14 protein-coding genes are annotated in these 17,765 nt (G+C 71.8%); 6 read left to right on the top strand and 8 right to left on the bottom strand.

Annotated features, from left to right (window positions below):
- Positions 1-36: 36 nt before the first annotated feature.
- From FYX01_RS01465 to FYX01_RS01485, 5 genes are all read left to right on the top strand, one after another.
- Positions 37-999, top strand: a complete 963-nt coding sequence (locus FYX01_RS01465) for an acyl-CoA desaturase (protein WP_150236717.1) — start codon at positions 37-39, stop codon at positions 997-999.
- 14 nt (positions 1,000-1,013) lie between these two features.
- On the top strand, positions 1,014-1,670 hold the full coding sequence (locus FYX01_RS01470; RefSeq protein ID WP_223830258.1) for a TetR/AcrR family transcriptional regulator: 657 nt from the start codon (positions 1,014-1,016) through the stop codon (positions 1,668-1,670).
- A gap of 83 nt (positions 1,671-1,753) precedes the next feature.
- Positions 1,754-2,263 carry a MarR family winged helix-turn-helix transcriptional regulator gene (locus tag FYX01_RS01475; protein WP_150236719.1) on the top strand — a complete coding sequence of 170 codons (510 nt, stop codon included), beginning with the start codon at positions 1,754-1,756 and terminating at the stop codon, positions 2,261-2,263.
- An 87-nt stretch (positions 2,264-2,350) separates the two neighbouring features.
- Positions 2,351-3,277 carry a GDSL-type esterase/lipase family protein gene (locus FYX01_RS01480; protein ID WP_150237000.1) on the top strand — a complete coding sequence of 309 codons (927 nt, stop codon included), beginning with the start codon at positions 2,351-2,353 and terminating at the stop codon, positions 3,275-3,277.
- A gap of 156 nt (positions 3,278-3,433) precedes the next feature.
- Entirely contained in the window at positions 3,434-4,408 is a 975-nt protein-coding gene (locus FYX01_RS01485) for a GDSL-type esterase/lipase family protein (protein WP_150236721.1), read from the top strand.
- Positions 4,409-4,473: 65 nt separating this feature from the next.
- On the opposite strand, the gene FYX01_RS01490 is transcribed toward FYX01_RS01485, so the two are convergent.
- The 5 genes from FYX01_RS01490 to FYX01_RS01510 all read right to left on the bottom strand — a co-directional run bounded on the left by FYX01_RS01490 (position 4,474) and on the right by FYX01_RS01510 (position 9,869).
- A complete protein-coding gene (locus FYX01_RS01490; protein ID WP_150236723.1) occupies positions 4,474-4,974 on the bottom strand; it encodes a glutathione peroxidase in 501 nt (166 codons plus the stop codon).
- 290 nt (positions 4,975-5,264) lie between these two features.
- Positions 5,265-7,043, bottom strand: coding sequence for an ABC-F family ATP-binding cassette domain-containing protein (locus tag FYX01_RS01495; RefSeq protein WP_150236726.1), 1,779 nt, complete (start codon positions 7,041-7,043; stop codon positions 5,265-5,267).
- A 95-nt stretch (positions 7,044-7,138) separates the two neighbouring features.
- Positions 7,139-8,038, bottom strand: a complete 900-nt coding sequence (locus FYX01_RS01500) for a transketolase family protein (RefSeq protein ID WP_150237002.1) — start codon at positions 8,036-8,038, stop codon at positions 7,139-7,141.
- Positions 8,039-8,055: 17 nt separating this feature from the next.
- On the bottom strand, positions 8,056-8,760 hold the full coding sequence (locus FYX01_RS01505) for a thiamine pyrophosphate-dependent enzyme (RefSeq protein ID WP_150236728.1): 705 nt from the start codon (positions 8,758-8,760) through the stop codon (positions 8,056-8,058).
- A gap of 83 nt (positions 8,761-8,843) precedes the next feature.
- Positions 8,844-9,869, bottom strand: a complete 1,026-nt coding sequence (locus FYX01_RS01510) for a 4-(cytidine 5'-diphospho)-2-C-methyl-D-erythritol kinase (RefSeq protein WP_150236730.1) — start codon at positions 9,867-9,869, stop codon at positions 8,844-8,846.
- 265 nt (positions 9,870-10,134) lie between these two features.
- Here FYX01_RS01510 and FYX01_RS01515 point away from each other — a divergent pair, with 265 nt between their 5' ends.
- A complete protein-coding gene (locus FYX01_RS01515; protein WP_150236732.1) occupies positions 10,135-12,120 on the top strand; it encodes a serine/threonine protein kinase in 1,986 nt (661 codons plus the stop codon).
- A 108-nt stretch (positions 12,121-12,228) separates the two neighbouring features.
- Here FYX01_RS01515 and guaA read toward each other — a convergent pair whose 3' ends face one another.
- From guaA to FYX01_RS01530, 3 genes are all read right to left on the bottom strand, one after another.
- Entirely contained in the window at positions 12,229-13,809 is a 1,581-nt protein-coding gene (gene guaA, locus FYX01_RS01520) for a glutamine-hydrolyzing GMP synthase (RefSeq protein WP_150236734.1), read from the bottom strand.
- Positions 13,810-13,900: 91 nt separating this feature from the next.
- Entirely contained in the window at positions 13,901-14,914 is a 1,014-nt protein-coding gene (gene galE, locus FYX01_RS01525) for a UDP-glucose 4-epimerase GalE (protein WP_150237004.1), read from the bottom strand.
- A gap of 218 nt (positions 14,915-15,132) precedes the next feature.
- The gene (locus FYX01_RS01530) at positions 15,133-17,568 is read right to left on the bottom strand and encodes an endonuclease/exonuclease/phosphatase family protein (RefSeq protein WP_150236737.1); all 2,436 of its coding nucleotides are present in this window, start codon (positions 17,566-17,568) and stop codon (positions 15,133-15,135) included.
- Positions 17,569-17,765: the final 197 nt, after the last annotated feature.

The following is a 17,765-nucleotide window of genomic DNA, read 5'->3' on the forward strand; positions in this document are numbered from 1 at the left end:
TACGCTGCCTGACGGCCCGATGACGAGGAAGAATCCATGACCGCTGCTCCCGAGTCACCGACCCGGAACACCGAGAGAAAACGCGAGCCGATCCCCGAGTACGAGCCCGAACCGCGGGGCAGGGCCGAGCGCTACACGGTGTTCGCGTTCGTGTTCGTGCCGCTGGTCGCGCTGGCGGCCTCGGTGCCCTTCTTCTGGGGCTGGGGCCTGAGCCTCACCGACATCGCCATCGCCTCGGTCTTCTACCTGATCAGCGGACTGGGCATCACGGTCGGTTTCCACCGCCACTTCACCCACGGCTCGTTCAAGGCCAAGCGCCCGCTGCGCATCGCGCTCGCCGTCGCCGGCTCCCTGGCCATCGAGGGCAGTGTCATCAAGTGGGTCGCGGACCACCGCCGCCACCACAAGTACGCCGACGCCGAGGGCGACCCGCACTCGCCGTGGCGCTTCGGCGACGACTGGAAGTCGGTGGCCAAGGGCCTGTACTACGCGCACATGGCGTGGATGTACCTGGACGAGAAGAAGACCTCGCCGCGCCGCTTCACGCCCGACCTGCTCAAGGACAAGGACGTCGTCCTCGTCGACAAGCTGTTCCTGCCGATCGTGCTCTTCTCCCTGGGCGCTCCGGCCCTCATCGGCGGCCTGGTCACCATGTCCTGGTGGGGCGCGCTGACCGCGTTCTTCTGGGCGAGCCTGGTCCGCGTCGCCCTGCTGCACCACGTCACCTGGTCGATCAACTCCATCTGCCACACCATCGGCGAGGAGAACTTCGAGGTGCGCGACCGCTCCCGCAACGTGTGGTGGCTGGCCGTCCCGTCCTTCGGCGAGTCCTGGCACAACCTGCACCACGCCGACCCCACCTGCGCGCGCCACGGCGTGCTCAAGGGCCAGATCGACATCTCCGCCCGCGTCATCTGGTTCTTCGAGAAGTTCGGTTGGGCCAGCAAGGTCCGCTGGCCCAACACCGAACGGCTCGCCGCCAAACGGGTCAGCCCCTAGGATCGGTAGCCATCATGGGAGTAGCCGACAGCGATCGGAAGGTCCGAGTGCGCCGCAAGCGCATGACGGGCAAAGAGCGTCGGCAACAGCTTGTGGAGATCGGTCGGGAGCTGTTCGCCGAACGCGGGTTCGACGCGACCTCCGTTGAGGAGGTCGCCGCACGGGCCGGCGTGTCCAAACCCGTCGTGTACGAGCACTTCGGCGGCAAGGAGGGCATCTACGCGGTCGTGGTCGACCGGGAGATGCGCGTTCTCCTGGGGATGATGGGCGAGGCCCTCACCGCCGACAGCGCGCGGAACAAGATCGAGAACGCGGCTCTGGCCCTGCTGCGGTACGTGGAGGAGAACACGGTGGGGTTCCGGGTGCTGACCCGCGACTCGCACGTGGCCTCCGGCACCGGAAGTTTCGCCAGCCTGATCAACGACATCGCCAGCCAGGTCGAGTACATCATGGTCGACGAGTTCGCCGAGCGCGGCTACGACCCGGCGCTCGCGCCCATGTACGCCCAGGCCCTGGTGGGCATGTGGGCGCTGACCGGCCAGTGGTGGCTGGAGGTGCGCAAGCCCAAGCGCGAGGTGGTCGCGGCGCACCTGGTCAACCTGGCCTGGAACGGGCTGTCGAGCCTGGAGCCCAAGCCGAAGCTGCAGACCAGGCGGCGCAGGTCGGGCTGATCCTCCGGCGTCTGTTGACCTGTGGGGCGGGTATGTGCGCATACCCGCCCCACTATCTTGATGTCAAGAGATAAGCTGTCCCCATGCGCGATGAAGTGGATGGGCTGATCGAGGCGTGGCGCTCCGAACGCCCGGACGTGGATGTGACACCCCTGGAGGTGTTCAGCCGGGTGTCCCGGCTCGCGCGCCACCTGGACCGCGCACGGCGCACGGTCTTCACCGAGCACTCCCTGGAACCCTGGGAGTTCGACGTGCTGGCCGAGCTGCGCCGCTCCGGCCCCCCGTACGAGCTGAGTCCCGGGCGGCTGCTGCGCGCCACGCTGGTGACGTCGGGGACCATGACCAACCGGGTGGACCGGCTGGCCGCGGCCGGGCTGGTACGGCGGCGCCCCGACCCCGCGGACAAGCGCGGAGTGCTCGTCCGGCTGACCGGGCAGGGCACCGAGCGCATCGACGCGGCCCTGGCGTCGCTGGTGAGCTACGAGGAGAGCCTTCTGGCCCCGATGCCCGACGAGGACCGGGATCGGCTGGCATCGTTACTGAGAAGCCTCCTGGCCCCCCTCGACAGGGGTCCGGACGGTCCGCAAGGGTAGTGGCCGAGCGGTACCCGTCCCTCACCGGGCCCGCCGTCCGGGCGCGAACCACATTCCGGGCTTTGGAGATCACTGATGCGAAGGTGGATGGCCGCGGTGGCCGCGGCCGTGCTGGCCACGGGATGCGGCGGTGGCGACGACGGGGAGGCGGCGACCGCCCCGAGCTACTACCTGTCCCTGGGCGACTCGCTGGCCGTGGGCGTACAGCCCGACGAGAACGGTCAGCCCGAGGAGACCCCGGACGGGTACACCGACATCCTCCACCGCACCCTGTACGACTCCGACTCCACGCTGCGGCACGAGCGGGCGGGGTGCGGCGGCGAGGACACGACCACCTTCGTCGAGGGCGGGCTCCCCGACTGCGAGGAGCGCTACGAGAGCGGTTCGCAGCTGGAGGAGGCCGAGGCGTTCCTGGCCGAGCACGGGGGACGGGTGGACCTGGTGACCCTCACCATCGGCGCGAACAACTTCACCGACTGCGTGGATGGCGTACGCGGTACCGGCAGCGGGGCCGCGGGCCCCGGGGGCATCGGGATCGACGAGGAGTGCGTGGCCGACGGGCTGGAGCGCGTCGAGACGGAGGTCCCCGTGATCGCAGAACGGCTGCGCACGGCGGCCGGACCCGACACGCAGATCATCGGCATGACCTACTACAACCCGTTCCTGGCGCTCATGCTGCTGGACGGGGACCCCGCCGGGGAGGCGGGCGAGGCGGCTGGGGAGGAGCCCGGCGGCGACGAGCTCGCGGAGCGGGCGGTCGGCGTCCTCACGCAGCTGAACGAGTCGCTCACCGCGTCCTACTCCGCGGCCGGGATCGACGTCGCGGACGTGGGTACGGCGTTCGAGTCCACCGACGACGAGGTGCCCGCCGACAGCGGCACCGGAATGCCGGTGAACCTCCAGAACGTCTGCGACCACACGTGGATGTGCGACATCAGCCGGGGGCCGGACATCCACACCAACGAGGCGGGCGCGCGGAAGATCGCGGAGGTCTTCGCCGGACAGGTCGACTGACCGGCACCGGCCACCATCCGTTCCCGGCCCCGTCCCCACGCTCGCGGGAGGCGGGGCCGCCGCCGTGTGCCGCACGCCGCACGGGCCGTCCCGCGTGGGGACCGCGCCCCTGGGTAGTCACAGCCCCGGTGGGCCCAGTCGATCTGTGGGGGACACGTGCGAATCGGGTGGACGGCCGCGGCGGCCGCGGTCGTACTGGCCGCGGGGTGCGCGGGCGGCGATGACGGCGGCGGTGACGGCGGCTCCTCCTCCGGGGAGGGCTACTACCTCTCCCTGGGCGACTCGCTGGCCGTGGGCGTGCAGCCCGGCGAGGACGGCCGCCCCCGGGAGACCTCGGAGGGGTACACCGACATCCTGTACCGCACCCTGCGCGAGGAGGACCCCGGACTGAGGCACGAGCGGATGGGGTGCGGCGGCGAGGACACGACCACCTTCGTCGAGGGCGGGCTCCCCGACTGCGAGGAGCGCTACGAGAGCGGTTCGCAGCTGGAGGAGGCCGAGGCGTTCCTGGCCGAGCACGAGGGAGGGGTGGACCTGGTGACCCTCACCATCGGCGCGAACAACTTCACCGACTGCGTGCGGGGGGTGAACTCCCCCGACGGCAGGGCTCCGAGCTCCGAGGACGTGGACATCGGCTCCGCGTGCGTGGACGAGGGCCTGGACCGGCTGGAGGAGGAGGTCCCCGTGATCGCCGAACGGCTGCGCACGGCGGCCGGACCCGACACGCAGATCATCGGCATGACCTACTACAACCCGTTCCTGGCGTTCCTCCTGCTGGACGGGGACCCCGCGCACCAGGCGGCGGCCTCCGCCGAGGAGGCCGAGGAGGTCTTCCCCGAGAGGGAGGCCCGGAGCGGGCTCGCCGAGGAGGCGGTGGAGGTCCTCACCGAGGTCAACGGGATCCTCACCGACGCCTACAAGGCCGAGGGGATCGACGTCGCGGACGTGGACGCCGCCTTCGAGTCGACCAACGGAGAGGTGCCCGAGGGCAGTGACACCGGGATGCCGGCGAACCTCCAGAACATCTGCGACCACACGTGGATGTGCGACGGCGACCGCGGCCCGGACATCCACCCCAACGAGGAGGGCGCGCGGAAGATCGCGGGCGTCTTCGCCGAGCAGGTGAACTGACCGACGGCGCCAGGCCCTGGCCACCCGTACCGGGTCGGGCCGCCGGGGCCCACCCGGACGACCGGCTACTCCGCCCCTTCGGGGAGCGAGTCCTCGATGAGCGCGACGATCCGGGGGTCGTCCGGCACCGTGTTCGGGGAGAAGCGGTGAACGGCGCCGTCGGGGAGGACGAGGAACTTCTCGAAGTTCCACCGCACCCTTCCGGATCTGCCCTCGTTGTCGGAGACCGAGGCGAGCTCGGCGTAGAGGGGGTGGCGGTTTCTTCCGTTGACCCTCACCTTGCGCATCATGGGGAACGTGACGCCCCACGTGGCCGCGCAGTATCCCGCGATCTTCCTTTCGCTGCCGAACTCCTGGAGGAACTGGTTGCTGGGAAAACCGAGCACGGTGAAGCCCCTGCCGCCGTACTGGTGCTGCAAGGCCTCCAACCGCGCGTACTGCGGGGTGAGACCGCAACGCGAGGCGACGTTGACCACCAGCCTCACCTTGCCGGACCACTCGCCGAACGTCGTCTGGCGTCCGTCGATCAGCGTCACCGGGATCTCGTCCAGGTCCAGGGAGGTCATGGCGTTCACTTCCTGCCTTCTCGGGGGTGTTCACTCGACGCGCGGTGCTTCCCCGGGGGTGTGGGGAAGCGCGCGCGGCCGTGATGGAAATCCTCCCCGGAAAACGGACTCGATCACTCGTTCCACGGCTCCGGCATGCGAGGACGCGTGCCGGAGCCCGTCACGGGCCGGGACGTGTCAGCCGAAGGGTCCTCGGGGCGCGCGAAAGGGGGCCGGCCGTTTTCGCCGACCCCGACCGAACGATCCCCCATGTCGGGGCTGACGGGTCTTGTTCGCGCGCGGAGGGCCGCCTACTCGTCGACGGCCTCGGCCTGCTCCAGCCAGACCTCCTCCAGAGTGCCGCGTTCGGCGGCCAGGGTCTTGGCCTCGGTGTCGAGTTCGGCGAGCCTGGCGTAGTCGTCGGCCGCTGCGGCCATCAGCTCGTGCAGCTCCGCCTCGCGCTTGGTGATGCGGTCCATGCGCCGCTCGACGCGCTGCATCTCCTTCTGCGCGGTGCGCCGCTCGGCCGCCGACACGGCGGGCCGCTCCGGCGCGGCCCCCGCCGCGGCCGTCTCGGACGCGCCCTGCGGCAGGGTGCCCTCCCCCGCGGTCCGCGCGCGGCGCTCCAGGTACTCGTCCACGCCGCCGGGCAGGAACGCCAGGCTGCCGTCGCCCATGAGGGCCATCACCCGGTCGGTGATGCGCTCCAGGAAGTAGCGGTCGTGGCTGACCAGCACCAGGGATCCCGGCCAGCCGTCGAGCAGGTCCTCCAGCTCGGTGAGGGTCTCGATGTCCAGGTCGTTGGTGGGCTCGTCCAGCAGCAGCACGTTGGGCTCGTCCATGAGCAGCCTCAGCAGCTGGAGGCGGCGGCGCTCGCCACCGGACAGGTCGCCGATCGGGGTCCACTGGCGCTCGCCCCGGAACCCGAACCGCTCCAGCATCTGGCTGGCGGTGTAGTCGCGCTTGCCGATGGTGATGTGCTCGCGGATCTCCATGACCGCCTGGAGCGGGCGGAGCGCGGGATCCAGCTCGACGATGTTCTGGGACAGGTGGGCGAGCTTGACGGTCCGGCCGGTGCGGACGCTGCCGGTGTCGGGATCGCGCTCCTGGGCGAGGATCCTGAGCAGGGTGGACTTGCCCGCACCGTTCACACCGACCAGGCCGACCCGGTCGCCGGGGCCCAGCTGCCAGGTGAGGTGGTCGAGCAGGACCCGGTCGGGGACGGACACCGACACGTTCTTGAGGTCGATGACGGTCTTGCCCAGCCGGGCGCTGGCGAAGCGGACGAGTTCGACGGTGTCGCGGACCGGCGGCTCGTCGGCGATGAGCTGGTTGGCCGCCTCGATGCGGAACTTGGGCTTGGAGGTGCGGGCCGGGGCGCCGCGGCGCAGCCAGGCCAGCTCCTTGCGCATGAGGTTCTGGCGGCGCTCCTCGGCGGCGGCCGACTGGCGCTCGCGCTCGGCCTTGGCCAGGACGTAAGCGGCGTAGCCGCCCTCGTAGCGTTCGACGGCGCCGCGGCCGATCTCCCAGGTTCGGGTGGTGACGGCGTCCAGGAACCAGCGGTCGTGGGTGACGACCACGAGCGACTCGGGTCGGCCGCGCAGGTGCTCGGCGAGCCAGGCGATGCCCTCGATGTCGAGGTGGTTGGTGGGCTCGTCCAGGGCGATGAGGTCGTGGTCGTCGACCAGGAGCCTGGCCAGGCCGGAGCGGCGGCGCTCCCCGCCGGAGAGGCCGCTCATGGGGGTGTCCAGTCCCCAGCCGCCGAGGAGGCCGCGCAGGATGTCGCGGATGCGGGCGTCACCCGCCCACTCGTGTTCGGCGCGGTCGCCCAGGACGAACTCCCCGACCGTGGTGTCGGGGAAGGTGTCGCGCTGGTGCAGGAACCCGACGCGCAGGCCGCGGTTGTGCACCACCCGCCCGGAGTCGGGCACGGTGATGCCGGAGAGCACGGAGATCAGCGTGGACTTGCCGCCGCCGTTGCGGCCGACCACGCCGATGCGTTCACCCTCCTCCACACCGAGCGACACCTTGTCGAGGAGCACGAGCGGCCCGTAGGCCAGGGACACGTCCTGAAGATTGACCAGATTCATCAGTATCCATTGTGGCGGCAGTACCGCGGTGCGCGAACCGTCTCCCGCCGCAACCGCTCAGCGGTCCGTACCCGGCGGCACGGCCACCGCCGCCCCTACACCAGGAAGAAGTCCCGGGCGGCCTTGGCGATCCCCTCCGGGTCCAGCCCGTGGACCCGGTCGTGCCGCGCCGGGGTCCCGTAGGCGCGCACCTCGTGGTCCCGGGCGACTCCCAGCCCCAGCTGACGGTGGCGCCGGTCGGCCAGCGCCTCGGCCACCTCGTGCGCGGAGGTCCCCCGCAGGTACGGCTCCACCACGAGCACGTCGGCGCTGCCCGCCGCTCCGGTCAGCGCGCTCAGCCCCTCCCGGTCGAACGGGCGCACGGTGGCCGTGTAGGCGACGGTCACGTCCAGGTCCGCGGTCGCCTCCAGCACCCGGTCCAGCATCGGCCCGACGGCCACCACCACCCCGGCCGATCGCGGCGAGCCCGTCCGCAGCACGCTGAGGCGTCCGCCGACGGGCAGCGGTGCCCGGTTGGCGGCCTCGGACAGCCGCACGTACACGCGGTGCTCCCCCGGGAGCGCGGCGGCCAGGGCGCCGCGCACCTCGTCCGGGTGGCCGGGCGCGTACACCGTCCACCCCGGCAGGCTGTCCAGCAGGGCCACGTCACCGGGGGCCTGGTGTGTGCGCCCCGCGTCGGAGGCGTCATAGGAGGCGCCGATGCTCACCAGGACGGCGCCGGCGTCCTGGTGGCCGAGGTCCAGCTTGACCTGCTCGAAGGGCCGTTCCACCAGGAACGGCGCGTAGCTGTGCACGACCGGCCGCATCCCTGTCAGGGCCAGTCCTCCGGCCACGCCGATCATGGCCTGTTCCCGGATGCCCACGTCGATCACCCGGCCCGGGTGCCGGGCGGCGGAGGCACGGAACATCCCCGCGGAGATGGCGGCCAGCACGACGGCGACCCTCGGGTCCTCGTCCATGGCCCGGCTGACGGTGGCGGCGAAGGTCTCACGCATGTTCATCGGACGCTCTCCTAGGGACGGACGCGGGCGACGACGGCCAGCGGCCGTCCGGTGTGGGGGCGGGTGAGGGCCTCGTACAGGGCGTCCTGGTCGCGCCCGGACACGTCGCGGGCCTCCCAGCCCTCGGCCGCGAAGCGCGTGCCGATCCCGCCGGGCCACCCGTGGCCGGAGGAGGCGTTGTCCACGACGACGACGGTGAGGTGGTCCACGCCGAGGCGGCCGGCGACCGCGACGGCCTCGTGGTTGCTGCCCTCGTCGAGTTCGCCGTCGCCCACGAGCACCACCACACGGGGCTCGGCGCCGTCGGGCCGGCGGATCCGCTGGGCGCGCAGGCCGAGCGCGGTGCCCAGGCCCAGCGGCAGCCCGTGTCCGAGGGACCCGCTGCCGATCTCCGCGCCGGGCACGAGGACCCGGTCGGGGTGGTGGCCGAGCGGCGAGTCGAAGGCGGCCCAGCCGCGCAGGACGGACACGTCCAGGAAGCCCTTGGCCGCGAGCACTGCGTAGAAGGCCGCGGGCCCGTGCCCCTTGGAGAGCAGGAACCGGTCGCGGGCCGGGTCCTCGGCGGTGTCGGGGGTGACGGCCAGCACACGGTCGTAGAGCACCCAGACCACGTCGAGTGTGGAGTGGGCGGCTCCCCTGTGCTTCTCGTCACCCTCCATGAGTCCGATGAGGGCGGGGAGGTCGGCGTAGCGCGAGAGGGCGGCTGCTGTCGTCATGCCCCTCAGTGTTCAACCTCAACAAAAGTTGAGGTCAATGGGCGGAAACACCCGCGCGGCAGGAAAACCTGAGGTGATTTACCTCACAGGACAGTGGCCCCGGGGACGTCCCCGTACGCCGACACGACCTGTTCGCACAGCCCGCTTCCCTCCAGCTCGGCCACCACGGCGGCCTCGCGCTCGGCGGCCTCGTCCCCGTCCCCGCCGCCGACCAGGAAAGCGCAGGTCGGCCCCGACCCCGACACCAGCGCGCCCAGGGCGCCCGCGCCGCTGCCCGTCCTCAGGGTCCGCTCCAGCTCCGGCAGCAGCGACAGCGCCGCCTCCTGGAGGTCGTTGGTCAGCGCGGCCCCCAGGGCCGCGGGATCACCGCTGGTGAGCGCGTCGGCCAGCGCCGGGTCCAGACGGGGCTCGGGAGCGTCCGGACGGATGCGGTCGTACTCGCCGAACACGCTGGCCGTGGACAACCCGTGCGGAGACAGCGCGAAGACCCAGCGCAGCCGCCCCGGAGCGGCCAGCGGACGCAGGACCTCCCCGCGCCCCGTGCCCACCGCGGTGGCTCCCAGCAGCGCGAAGGGCACGTCGCTGCCCAGGTCGGCCGCGTACCCGGCCAGGGTCTCCAGGGACAGTCCGCAGCCCCACAGGTGGTCGCAGGCGAGCAGGGCCGCCGCGGCGTCCGCGCTCCCCCCGGCCATGCCTCCCGCCACCGGGATGTGCTTGTCCAGGTGGACCGTGACCGGATGGCCCCGGCCGGTCCGCTCCGCCAGCAGGGCCACGGCGCGCGCGGCCAGGTTGGAGTCGTCCAGGGGCACGCGGGCCAGGTGGGAGCCCAGGCCGCCGCCCGCGGTCAGTCCGGCGAAGGCTGGCTCCTCGGCGGGGCCTCCCGGACCCGCGCCAGCGGCCCTCCCCGCCCCCGCGGGCGCGGATTCCCCGGCGCCGGAGGGGTTCGGCCGACGCGGCGGGGCCTCCTTGACGGTAACCTCGTCGAACAACGAGACGGCGTGGAACACGTTGACGAGGTCGTGGAACCCGTCCTCACGTCCGGGCCCCACCGCCAACTGGAGGTTCACCTTCGCGGGGACCCGCACGGTTACGGTGGTATCAACGGTCACGAGTCCCCAATCGTAAAGGAACCCCCGCCTTGCGTGAACACGTACCCCGCCGGGGGCACCGGTGTGTTCACCACTCCTTACCAGCGCGGACACCGTCGCCGGAGGGAATCGGGAACCACGACCACGATCCGGGGATCGTTACCACTGTCATGTCAGTCACCGCCCGCCCTCAGAACAGCCCAATCGGGCCTGTGAGTGGGAAACCGGGCACAAACACCGCTACCTTGGGGCAAGGCGGAGTTTGGACACCGTCGGGGAGGGTCGCTTGCCGTCGGATGGGCTCCCGAAGAACCTGGAACCGCTGGCCGCCGGGGATCCGGCCACCATCGGTCCCTACGTGCTGTCCGGGAAGCTGGGGAGCGGCGGCATGGGCACCGTCTACCTCGGCAGTGCACCGGAGAAGAACAACCAGGTAGCCATCAAGGTCATCCGCCCGGAGCTCGCCTTCGACGAGGCGACACGGGCGCGTTTCCGCGACGAGATGGAGAACGCCCGCAAGGTCGCCTCCTTCTGCACGGCCAAGGTGCTCGACCACGGGACGTTCGAGAACCGCCCCTACATGGTCACCGAGTACATCGCGGGCACCGCGCTGGCCGAGCACATCGCCGAGCACGGACCGCTGGACTCCTCGACCCTGCACGGCTTCGCGCTGGGCGTGGCGGCCGCCCTGGCCGCCATCCACCGCACCGGGCTGGTCCACCGCGACCTCAAGCCCGCCAACGTGCTGCTGTCGCTCTCCGGTCCCCGGGTGATCGACTTCGGCATCGCCCGCGCGATGAACACCGCCACGAACCACACCCAGACCGGCATCGTCATGGGAAGCCCCGGTTGGATGGCGCCCGAACAGCTGCTGGAGGAGCAGGTCACCACCTCGGCGGACATCTTCGCCTGGGGGTGCCTGGTGGCCTTCGCCGGGAACGGCACGCATCCCTTCGGCAACGGCGACGCCATGACGCTGGGCAAGCGGGTGCTGTTCGCCGAACCGCAGATCGGCAACCTGGACAGCCCGCTGGACCGCGTGGTGCTGCGCGCGCTGGCCAAGGAGCCGGGCCGCCGCCCCACCGCGCAGGACCTGCTGCTGGAGCTGGCGGGCGGTGAGGAGAACACCAACCCCAACGACATGGTGTCGAACGCGCTGCACCAGTCGTGGCGGCCGAACCTGCCCCCCATGCCCCCCGGGATGCCGCATCCCCAGCAGGGCCCGCCCGCGCACCAGGTCAGGAGCGGCATGCGCCGCCCGGGCCCCGGCCAGTACCAGGCCGCGCCGCCCGCGCCCCTACCTCCGCCCAACCACCAGACGGGCAACTTCCAGCGTCCGCAGGGACCGCCCCCGGGCCACCAGGCCGCCCGCCCCGGCGGTCCGCCGCCGAATGGCCAGATGCAGGGCGGCCAGGTACAGGGTGGTCAGATGCAGAGCGGCCAGATGCAGGGCGGCCCGCCTCCGGGCGGCCAGCACCAGCGTCCCCGGCCCGCCTCCGTGCCTCCCCCGGGGCAGCACCCGGCCTCGACCGGGCCGATCCCGATGGTCCCCCCGCCCGACCAGCAGGCGGGCCGCCCCGGTCCGCAGCCGTACGTGCCGCCGGTTCCGCCGCCTCCGCACCGGCCCGCCGCGCCCAACCGGCGCAGGGGTGTGATCGTCGCCATGGTGCTGGGCGGAGTGGTCTTGCTGGTGGCGCTGATGATTCTGATGAGCGTGCTGGTGAGATGGGACGGCCCACCCTTCTCCGGGGACGGCGGGGCCTCCTCGGACGACGCCTCGGAGCAGACGCAGCCGGACGCCCAGGAATCCGCGCCCGACGGCGACGCCGGGTCCGGGGGCCCCGGCGACACGGATCCCACCGGGGTGCCCGACGACGTGTCGGGGGCCTCGTCCGACCGCATGGTCCAGTACTACGTCAACGAGGTCACCTGCGGCCTGCGCAAGCACAACATCCGCTCCACGCTCCAGACGAACGCGGAGTACTGCGTGGTGAACCTGGAGATGTCGAACGCCGGCGACGAACTGCTGGTGTTCGACCACCGCGAGCAGCGCCTGTCGACCAACTTCAGCGAGACCCGCGAAGCCGAGGAGCCCTCCCCGCGCGAGGCCGAGCAGCCGCTGTGGGACCGGGCCGGCATCGGTCCCGGTGCCACGGCGAGCGGGGAACTGGTGTTCATCCTGCGCGACGGCGAGACCCCGCACACGCTCGTCCTGAACCACCGGCTCGACGCGGACCCCACGGAGATCAACATCCAGGACATGGTGAGCTGAGCCCCCGGTGGGGACGGGCCCGCGGACGCCCCCACGGCCGGACGCGGACGGGCCCGGCGCACCCGCCGAAGCGTGGTGTGCCGGGCCCGTCCGGTGCCGTGGGGAGGGCTACTCCCACTCGATGGTGCCCGGGGGCTTGCTGGTCACGTCCAGCGCCACCCGGTTGATCTCGCGCACCTCGTTGGTGATCCGGTTGGAGATCCCGGCCAGCACGTCGTAGGGCACGCGCGACCAGTCGGCGGTCATCGCGTCCTCGCTGCTGACCGGGCGCAGCACCACGGGGTGGCCGTAGGTACGGCCGTCGCCCTGCACGCCCACCGAGCGCACGTCGGCGAGCAGCACCACCGGGCACTGCCAGATGGAGCGGTCCAGCCCGGCGCGGGTCAGCTCCTCGCGGGCGATCGCGTCGGCCTCGCGCAGGATCTCCAGGCGCTCGCGGGTCACCTCACCGATGATGCGGATGCCCAGTCCCGGACCGGGGAACGGCTGGCGCCACACCATCTCGGCGGGCAGGCCCAGCTCCTCGCCGACCTTGCGCACCTCGTCCTTGAACAGTTCGCGCAACGGCTCCACCAGCGTGAACTGCAGGTCCTCGGGCAGGCCGCCCACGTTGTGGTGCGACTTGATGTTCGCGGTGCCGGTGCCGCCGCCGGACTCCACCACGTCCGGGTACAGGGTGCCCTGCACCAGGAACTCGACCTCGGCCCCGGCCTCGCCGCTCTCGGTGACGACCTCGCGGGCCGCCTGCTCGAAGACGCGGATGAACTCGCGGCCGATGACCTTGCGCTTCTCCTCGGGGTCGGTGACGCCCGACAGCGCGGACAGGAAGCGCTCCTCGGCGTCCACGACCTTGAGCTTGGCCCCGGTGATCGCGACGAAGTCCTTCTCCACCTGCTCGGCCTCGCCCTTGCGCAGCAGGCCGTGGTCCACGAACACACAGGTCAGCTGCTCGCCGACGGCACGCTGCACCAGGGCACCGGCCACGGCGGAGTCCACGCCGCCGCTCAGTCCGCAGATGACGCGCTTGTCGCCGATCTGCTCGCGGATGTGCTCCAGCTGCTCCTCGACGATGTTGACCATCGTCCAGGTGGGACGGCACCCCGCGCCCTCGTACAGGAAGCGGCGCAGCACCTCCTGGCCGTGCTCGGTGTGCATGACCTCGGGGTGGAACTGGACGCCGAAGAGGCGGCGGTCGGTGTCCTCGAAGGCGGCGACCGGCGCGCCCGCCGTGCTGGCGGTCGTGGTGAACCCCTCGGGGGCGCCGACCACCGAGTCGCCGTGCGACATCCACACCAGCTGTTCGGCGGGCGTACCGGCGAACAGCAGGGAGTCGGGGACCGCCGACAGCTCGGTGCGGCCGAACTCGCTGAGGTCGGTCCTCTCCACGGTCCCGCCCAGGGCCCGGGTCATCGCCTGGAAGCCGTAGCAGATGCCGAAGGTGGGGACCCCGGTCTCGAACAGCTCGGGGCCCAGGTTCGGGGCGCCCTCGGCGTAGACCGACGACGGTCCCCCGGAGAGGATGACGGCCTTGGGTTTCTTGGCGAGCATCTCCTCGACGGGCATGGTCGAGGGCACGATCTCACTGTGCACGTGGCATTCCCGGACGCGCCGTGCGATCAGCTGCGCGTACTGCGCACCGAAGTCGACGACGAGAACGGTGTCGAACGTGCTCTCAGCACCAACGGACACGACGGAGGACCTTCCGCAGGAGTAAAGGGATGTCCGCCCAGTCTAGGCCGTCGCGCGTGTCCGGCGGGTCCCGCGGGATGTGCGGTCCCGCTCAGCCCGCGAAGCCGCCGGGGTTGGCGGACTGCCAGCGCCAGGCGTCGCGGCAGGCGTCGTCCACGGTGCGCACGGCCTTCCAGCCCAGGTCGCGGGCGGCGGCGGAGGGGTCGGCGAAGCACACGGCGATGTCGCCGGGGCGGCGCTCGGCCACCGTGTACGGGATGGTCGATCCGGTGGCGCGCTCGAAGGCGCGCAGGCCCTCCAGGACCGAGGTGCCCTGTCCGGTGCCCAGGTTGTACACGCGGTACCCGGTGGCGTCGGCGAGGTGGTCCACGGCGGCCAGGTGGCCCTGGGCCAGGTCCACCACGTGCAGGTAGTCGCGCACGCCGGTGCCGTCGGGGGTGCCGTAGTCGTCGCCGAACACGTTCAGCCGCTCGCGGCGCCCGGCGGCGACCTGCGCGACGTAGGGGAACAGGTTGTTGGGTACGCCCTGGGGGTCCTCGCCGATCAGCCCGCTGGGGTGGGCGCCGATGGGGTTGAAGTAGCGCAGGGAGACGATCCGCCAGCGCGGGTCGGCCGCGGCCACGTCCCGCAGGATCTGTTCGGCGAACAGCTTGGTGGCGCCGTAGGGGTTGGTGGCGGACAGGTCGCCGTCCTCGGTGACGGGCGCACGCTCGGGGTCGCCGTAGACCGTGGCCGAGGAGCTGAACACCAGGTCGCGCACACCGTGTTCGTCCATCACCTCGACGAGGGAGAGCAGGGCGTCCAGGTTGTTGCGGTAGTAGCGCAGCGGCTGTTCCACCGACTCCCCCACGGCCTTGAGCCCGGCCAGGTGGATGACGGCGTCGATCCGGTGCTCGGCGAGGACGCGGCGCAACGCGGCGGGGTCGGTGCAGTCCTCCTCTTGGAAGGAGACGGTGCGCCCGGTGATGCGCTCGACGCGGCGCAGCGCCTCGGTGTGGCTGTTGACGAGGGAGTCCACGACCACGACCTCGTGCCCGGCTTCGAGCAGTTCGACCGCGGTGTGGGAGCCGATGTACCCGGCACCACCGGTGAGCAGGACGTTCATCATTCGCTTCCCTGGGGTGGAGTGCGCCCGCCGCCTCGCGGACCCTTCCCAGAATAGGGGGGACACCGGGCACGTGGCCGGTGACGGACGCCACCGTGTCCCGGAACCGCCGCCCGCCCCGGGAACACGGCGACGGCCGGCCGGAGGAACCGGCCGGCCGTCGCCGCGGGAGCGTGCGGGGGTCCGGCCCCGGCGGCGCGCGCCGGGGCCGGACGGGGTCAGGGGCGTCCCGGCGGGGTGCTGCGGCGGACGTCCAGCCACAGCACCTGCGGGTCGTGGTCGCTGACCTGGTCGTGGAACTCGGAGTTGAGCCGCGCGATCCCGTAGTCGACCCGGCCCGCGAGCGCCTGGTTGACCAGGATGTGGTCCAGGGCCTGGGAGTTGCCGTCGTACACGTAGTTGTAGCGCTCCCCCTCGGGCAGGTCCGTCATCGGGTTGTCCAGGGGCCCGTCGACGGTGAGGATCTCCAGGGTCCGGGAGAACTGGAAGTCGTTCAGGTCGCCCATGACCACCAGGTTGGCCTCGGGGTCCACGGCCAGCAGTTCCTCGGCGAACCCGCGCACGAGCTCGGCCTGGGCGTGGCGCTGGGTCTCGCTGGTGCGGTTCGGCGGCTGGTGGACGCCGTGCAGGGACTGGTCGCCGCCCTTGGAGTTGAAGTGGTTGGTGACCACGTAAACGTCCCGGTTCAGGGCGCGGAAGTGGCCGACCAGCGGCTTGCGGCTGGACTCCCAGGCCTCGTCCTCCGGGGCGATCCGGCCCGGGGACACCGACAGCTCGGCGCCGCGCCCACCCTCCACGACCTCCACGGCGGTGGTGGCGTCGCCGCCCTCGCGGTCCACGAACCGCACGCGCGCGGGGTCGAACAGGAACGCGTTGCGGATGTTGCCGCCCGGCTGTCCGCCGTCCTGCTTGTTCCGCGGGCTGATCTGCCGCCACTCGTAGGAGGGGCCGCCCCGTGCCTCGACCGCGGCCACCAGCCGGTCCAGGGTGACGTCGGCGTCCACGACGCCGTCGTCGGTCGGACCGGTGTTGTCCTGGATCTCCTCCAGGCCGATGATGTCGGGCGAGTTCAGGTACTCGACCATCCCTGCGGCCAGCTCGTCGTACTTGGCCTGGTCGTCCTGCCCGCCGAGGTTCTCGACGTTGTAGGTGGCGACACTGACCTCGTAGCGCTCGGCGTCGCGGACGCCGGTGCGCTCCAGGTCACCGGGCACGTGCTCGCCCAGGGTGGTGGCGCGGACCAGGTAGCCGCCGTACTGGCTGTAGTAGACGGGGCCCTCGGTGGTCCCGGCGAGGGTGTCGCCCACGTTGGCGTCGGGGAACGGGTGCCGTGCCCGGTCCAGCAGCGACTCGATCTTGACCCGGCCCGAGTTGGGCTGGTCGTAGGACCCGTAGCGGGTGCCGCCGTTGACGGTGGGGTTCTGCCCGGGCTTGGTGGTCACCCACAGGGCGTGGTAGCCGTCGGTGGCGCCGACCACGGGGGCGTCCTCCACACGGACGAGCATGTGCTCGTGCGCGGCCCAGAAGTCCAGGGCGTAGGCCTCCGGCTCCAGGTCGAGGGAGGAGACGTCCCCGCCGGGCTCTGGCGCGTACGCCTCGGGGAGGGCTTCCTCGTCCAGCAGGACGGAGCCGGGTACCGCGTTGCCCGAGGACAGGACGGTCCAGAGGGCCTGGCTCAGCTGGGTGACGGTCTGCGCTCCGGAGGAGGGCCGGTACTCGCTGACCCGTCCGGCGACCAGGACCTCGTCGCCCACGGCCACGTCGGGGGTGGTGGAGCCGGTGAAGGCGAACAGCGCCTCGCTGGTGCGCGGGTCGCCGTCGCCCTCGGTGTCCTGGAACCAGAAGCCCTGGGCGCCGCCGAAGGCGTTGACCGCGGTGACCACGCCGGGCAGGCCCGTGACCTGCTGTCCCACGTGGGGAGAGGTGCGGGTGGTGCCCTGGACGTCGTGGACGCGCAGGTCGCCGGGCTCGACGGGGTCCTCGGGGTCCTCACCGCCGCCGTCGCCGGGGGTCTCACCCGCCGTGTTCGCGGGGGTGGGGGCTCCGGCGGTGAGGTCGGCCGCGTTGTCTCCGGTGTCGGAGAGGTCGGCGTCGCGCGAGGCGGAGGTGGTGTTGCCCAGCCTGGGCGCGGGCGCGTTCTCGTGGATGACGGCGTCGCCGTAGCCGACGAGGTCGACGACGTCCCCGTCCTCGGCGCACGTGGCGGCGGTGCGGCAGGTGACGGGGGCGGTGCCGCGCACGAGCAGGACGGTGCCGGAGGACGCGGACATGTTGGCGCCGCCGGCGGCGTCGGGGGCGGGGAGTTCGGCGCCGCCCCCGGAGCCGGCCGCCTGGCGCACGAGGTAGTACTCGCCCGCGCCGATCTCGCCGCCCAGTTCCGTGACCTGGACCCGGCTGGTCGGCTTGGGGTCGGCGGGCAGGTACTGCACGCTCCACCCGTCGAGGGAGAACGCCCCGTCGGCGGGGTTGCCCAGTTCGACGAAGTCGTTGCGCAGGTCGGCGCCGCTGTTGCCGCCTCCGCCGTACACCTCGCTGATCACCGGGGTTGTGGTGTCGGCGAGGGCGGTCGGTACCGCTCCGAGGCTGACGCCCAGGAGCACCGCCGCCGCTGCTGACGTGGACGCGATCAGGCGTCCGGGTCGGGTGGGGGACACGTCTTCTCCGGAAGTGACTGGGGGTTGGGGCCTGCACATGATGGCCCCTGTGGATGTCCGACCGAAAGAGACGACGTGAAAAGGAGGCGAAGCGGTACACGGTTGGTACTGTCGGACTACTCTTCGGTAACCCTTACCTCGTGTGATCATCCACATCCCGACAGCCAGTGGGCTGGCCGGAAACGTTGATGGTGTGA

The organism is Nocardiopsis quinghaiensis (genome assembly GCF_008638365.1).
Lineage (GTDB): Bacteria > Actinomycetota > Actinomycetes > Streptosporangiales > Streptosporangiaceae > Nocardiopsis > Nocardiopsis quinghaiensis.

What these genes read in the sequence shown, in the direction of transcription:
- FYX01_RS01465 (WP_150236717.1), top strand. Translation starts at nt 37, where the DNA reads ATGACCGCTGCTCCCGAGTCACCGACCCGGAACACCGAGAGAAAACGC.
- FYX01_RS01470 (WP_223830258.1), top strand. Translation starts at nt 1,014, where the DNA reads ATGGGAGTAGCCGACAGCGATCGGAAGGTCCGAGTGCGCCGCAAGCGC.
- FYX01_RS01475 (WP_150236719.1), top strand. Translation starts at nt 1,754, where the DNA reads ATGCGCGATGAAGTGGATGGGCTGATCGAGGCGTGGCGCTCCGAACGC.
- FYX01_RS01480 (WP_150237000.1), top strand. Translation starts at nt 2,351, where the DNA reads ATGGCCGCGGTGGCCGCGGCCGTGCTGGCCACGGGATGCGGCGGTGGC.
- FYX01_RS01490 (WP_150236723.1), bottom strand. Translation starts at nt 4,974, where the DNA reads ATGACCTCCCTGGACCTGGACGAGATCCCGGTGACGCTGATCGACGGA.
- FYX01_RS01495 (WP_150236726.1), bottom strand. Translation starts at nt 7,043, where the DNA reads ATGAATCTGGTCAATCTTCAGGACGTGTCCCTGGCCTACGGGCCGCTC.
- FYX01_RS01500 (WP_150237002.1), bottom strand. Translation starts at nt 8,038, where the DNA reads ATGCGTGAGACCTTCGCCGCCACCGTCAGCCGGGCCATGGACGAGGAC.
- FYX01_RS01505 (WP_150236728.1), bottom strand. Translation starts at nt 8,760, where the DNA reads ATGACGACAGCAGCCGCCCTCTCGCGCTACGCCGACCTCCCCGCCCTC.
- galE (WP_150237004.1), bottom strand. Translation starts at nt 14,914, where the DNA reads ATGAACGTCCTGCTCACCGGTGGTGCCGGGTACATCGGCTCCCACACC.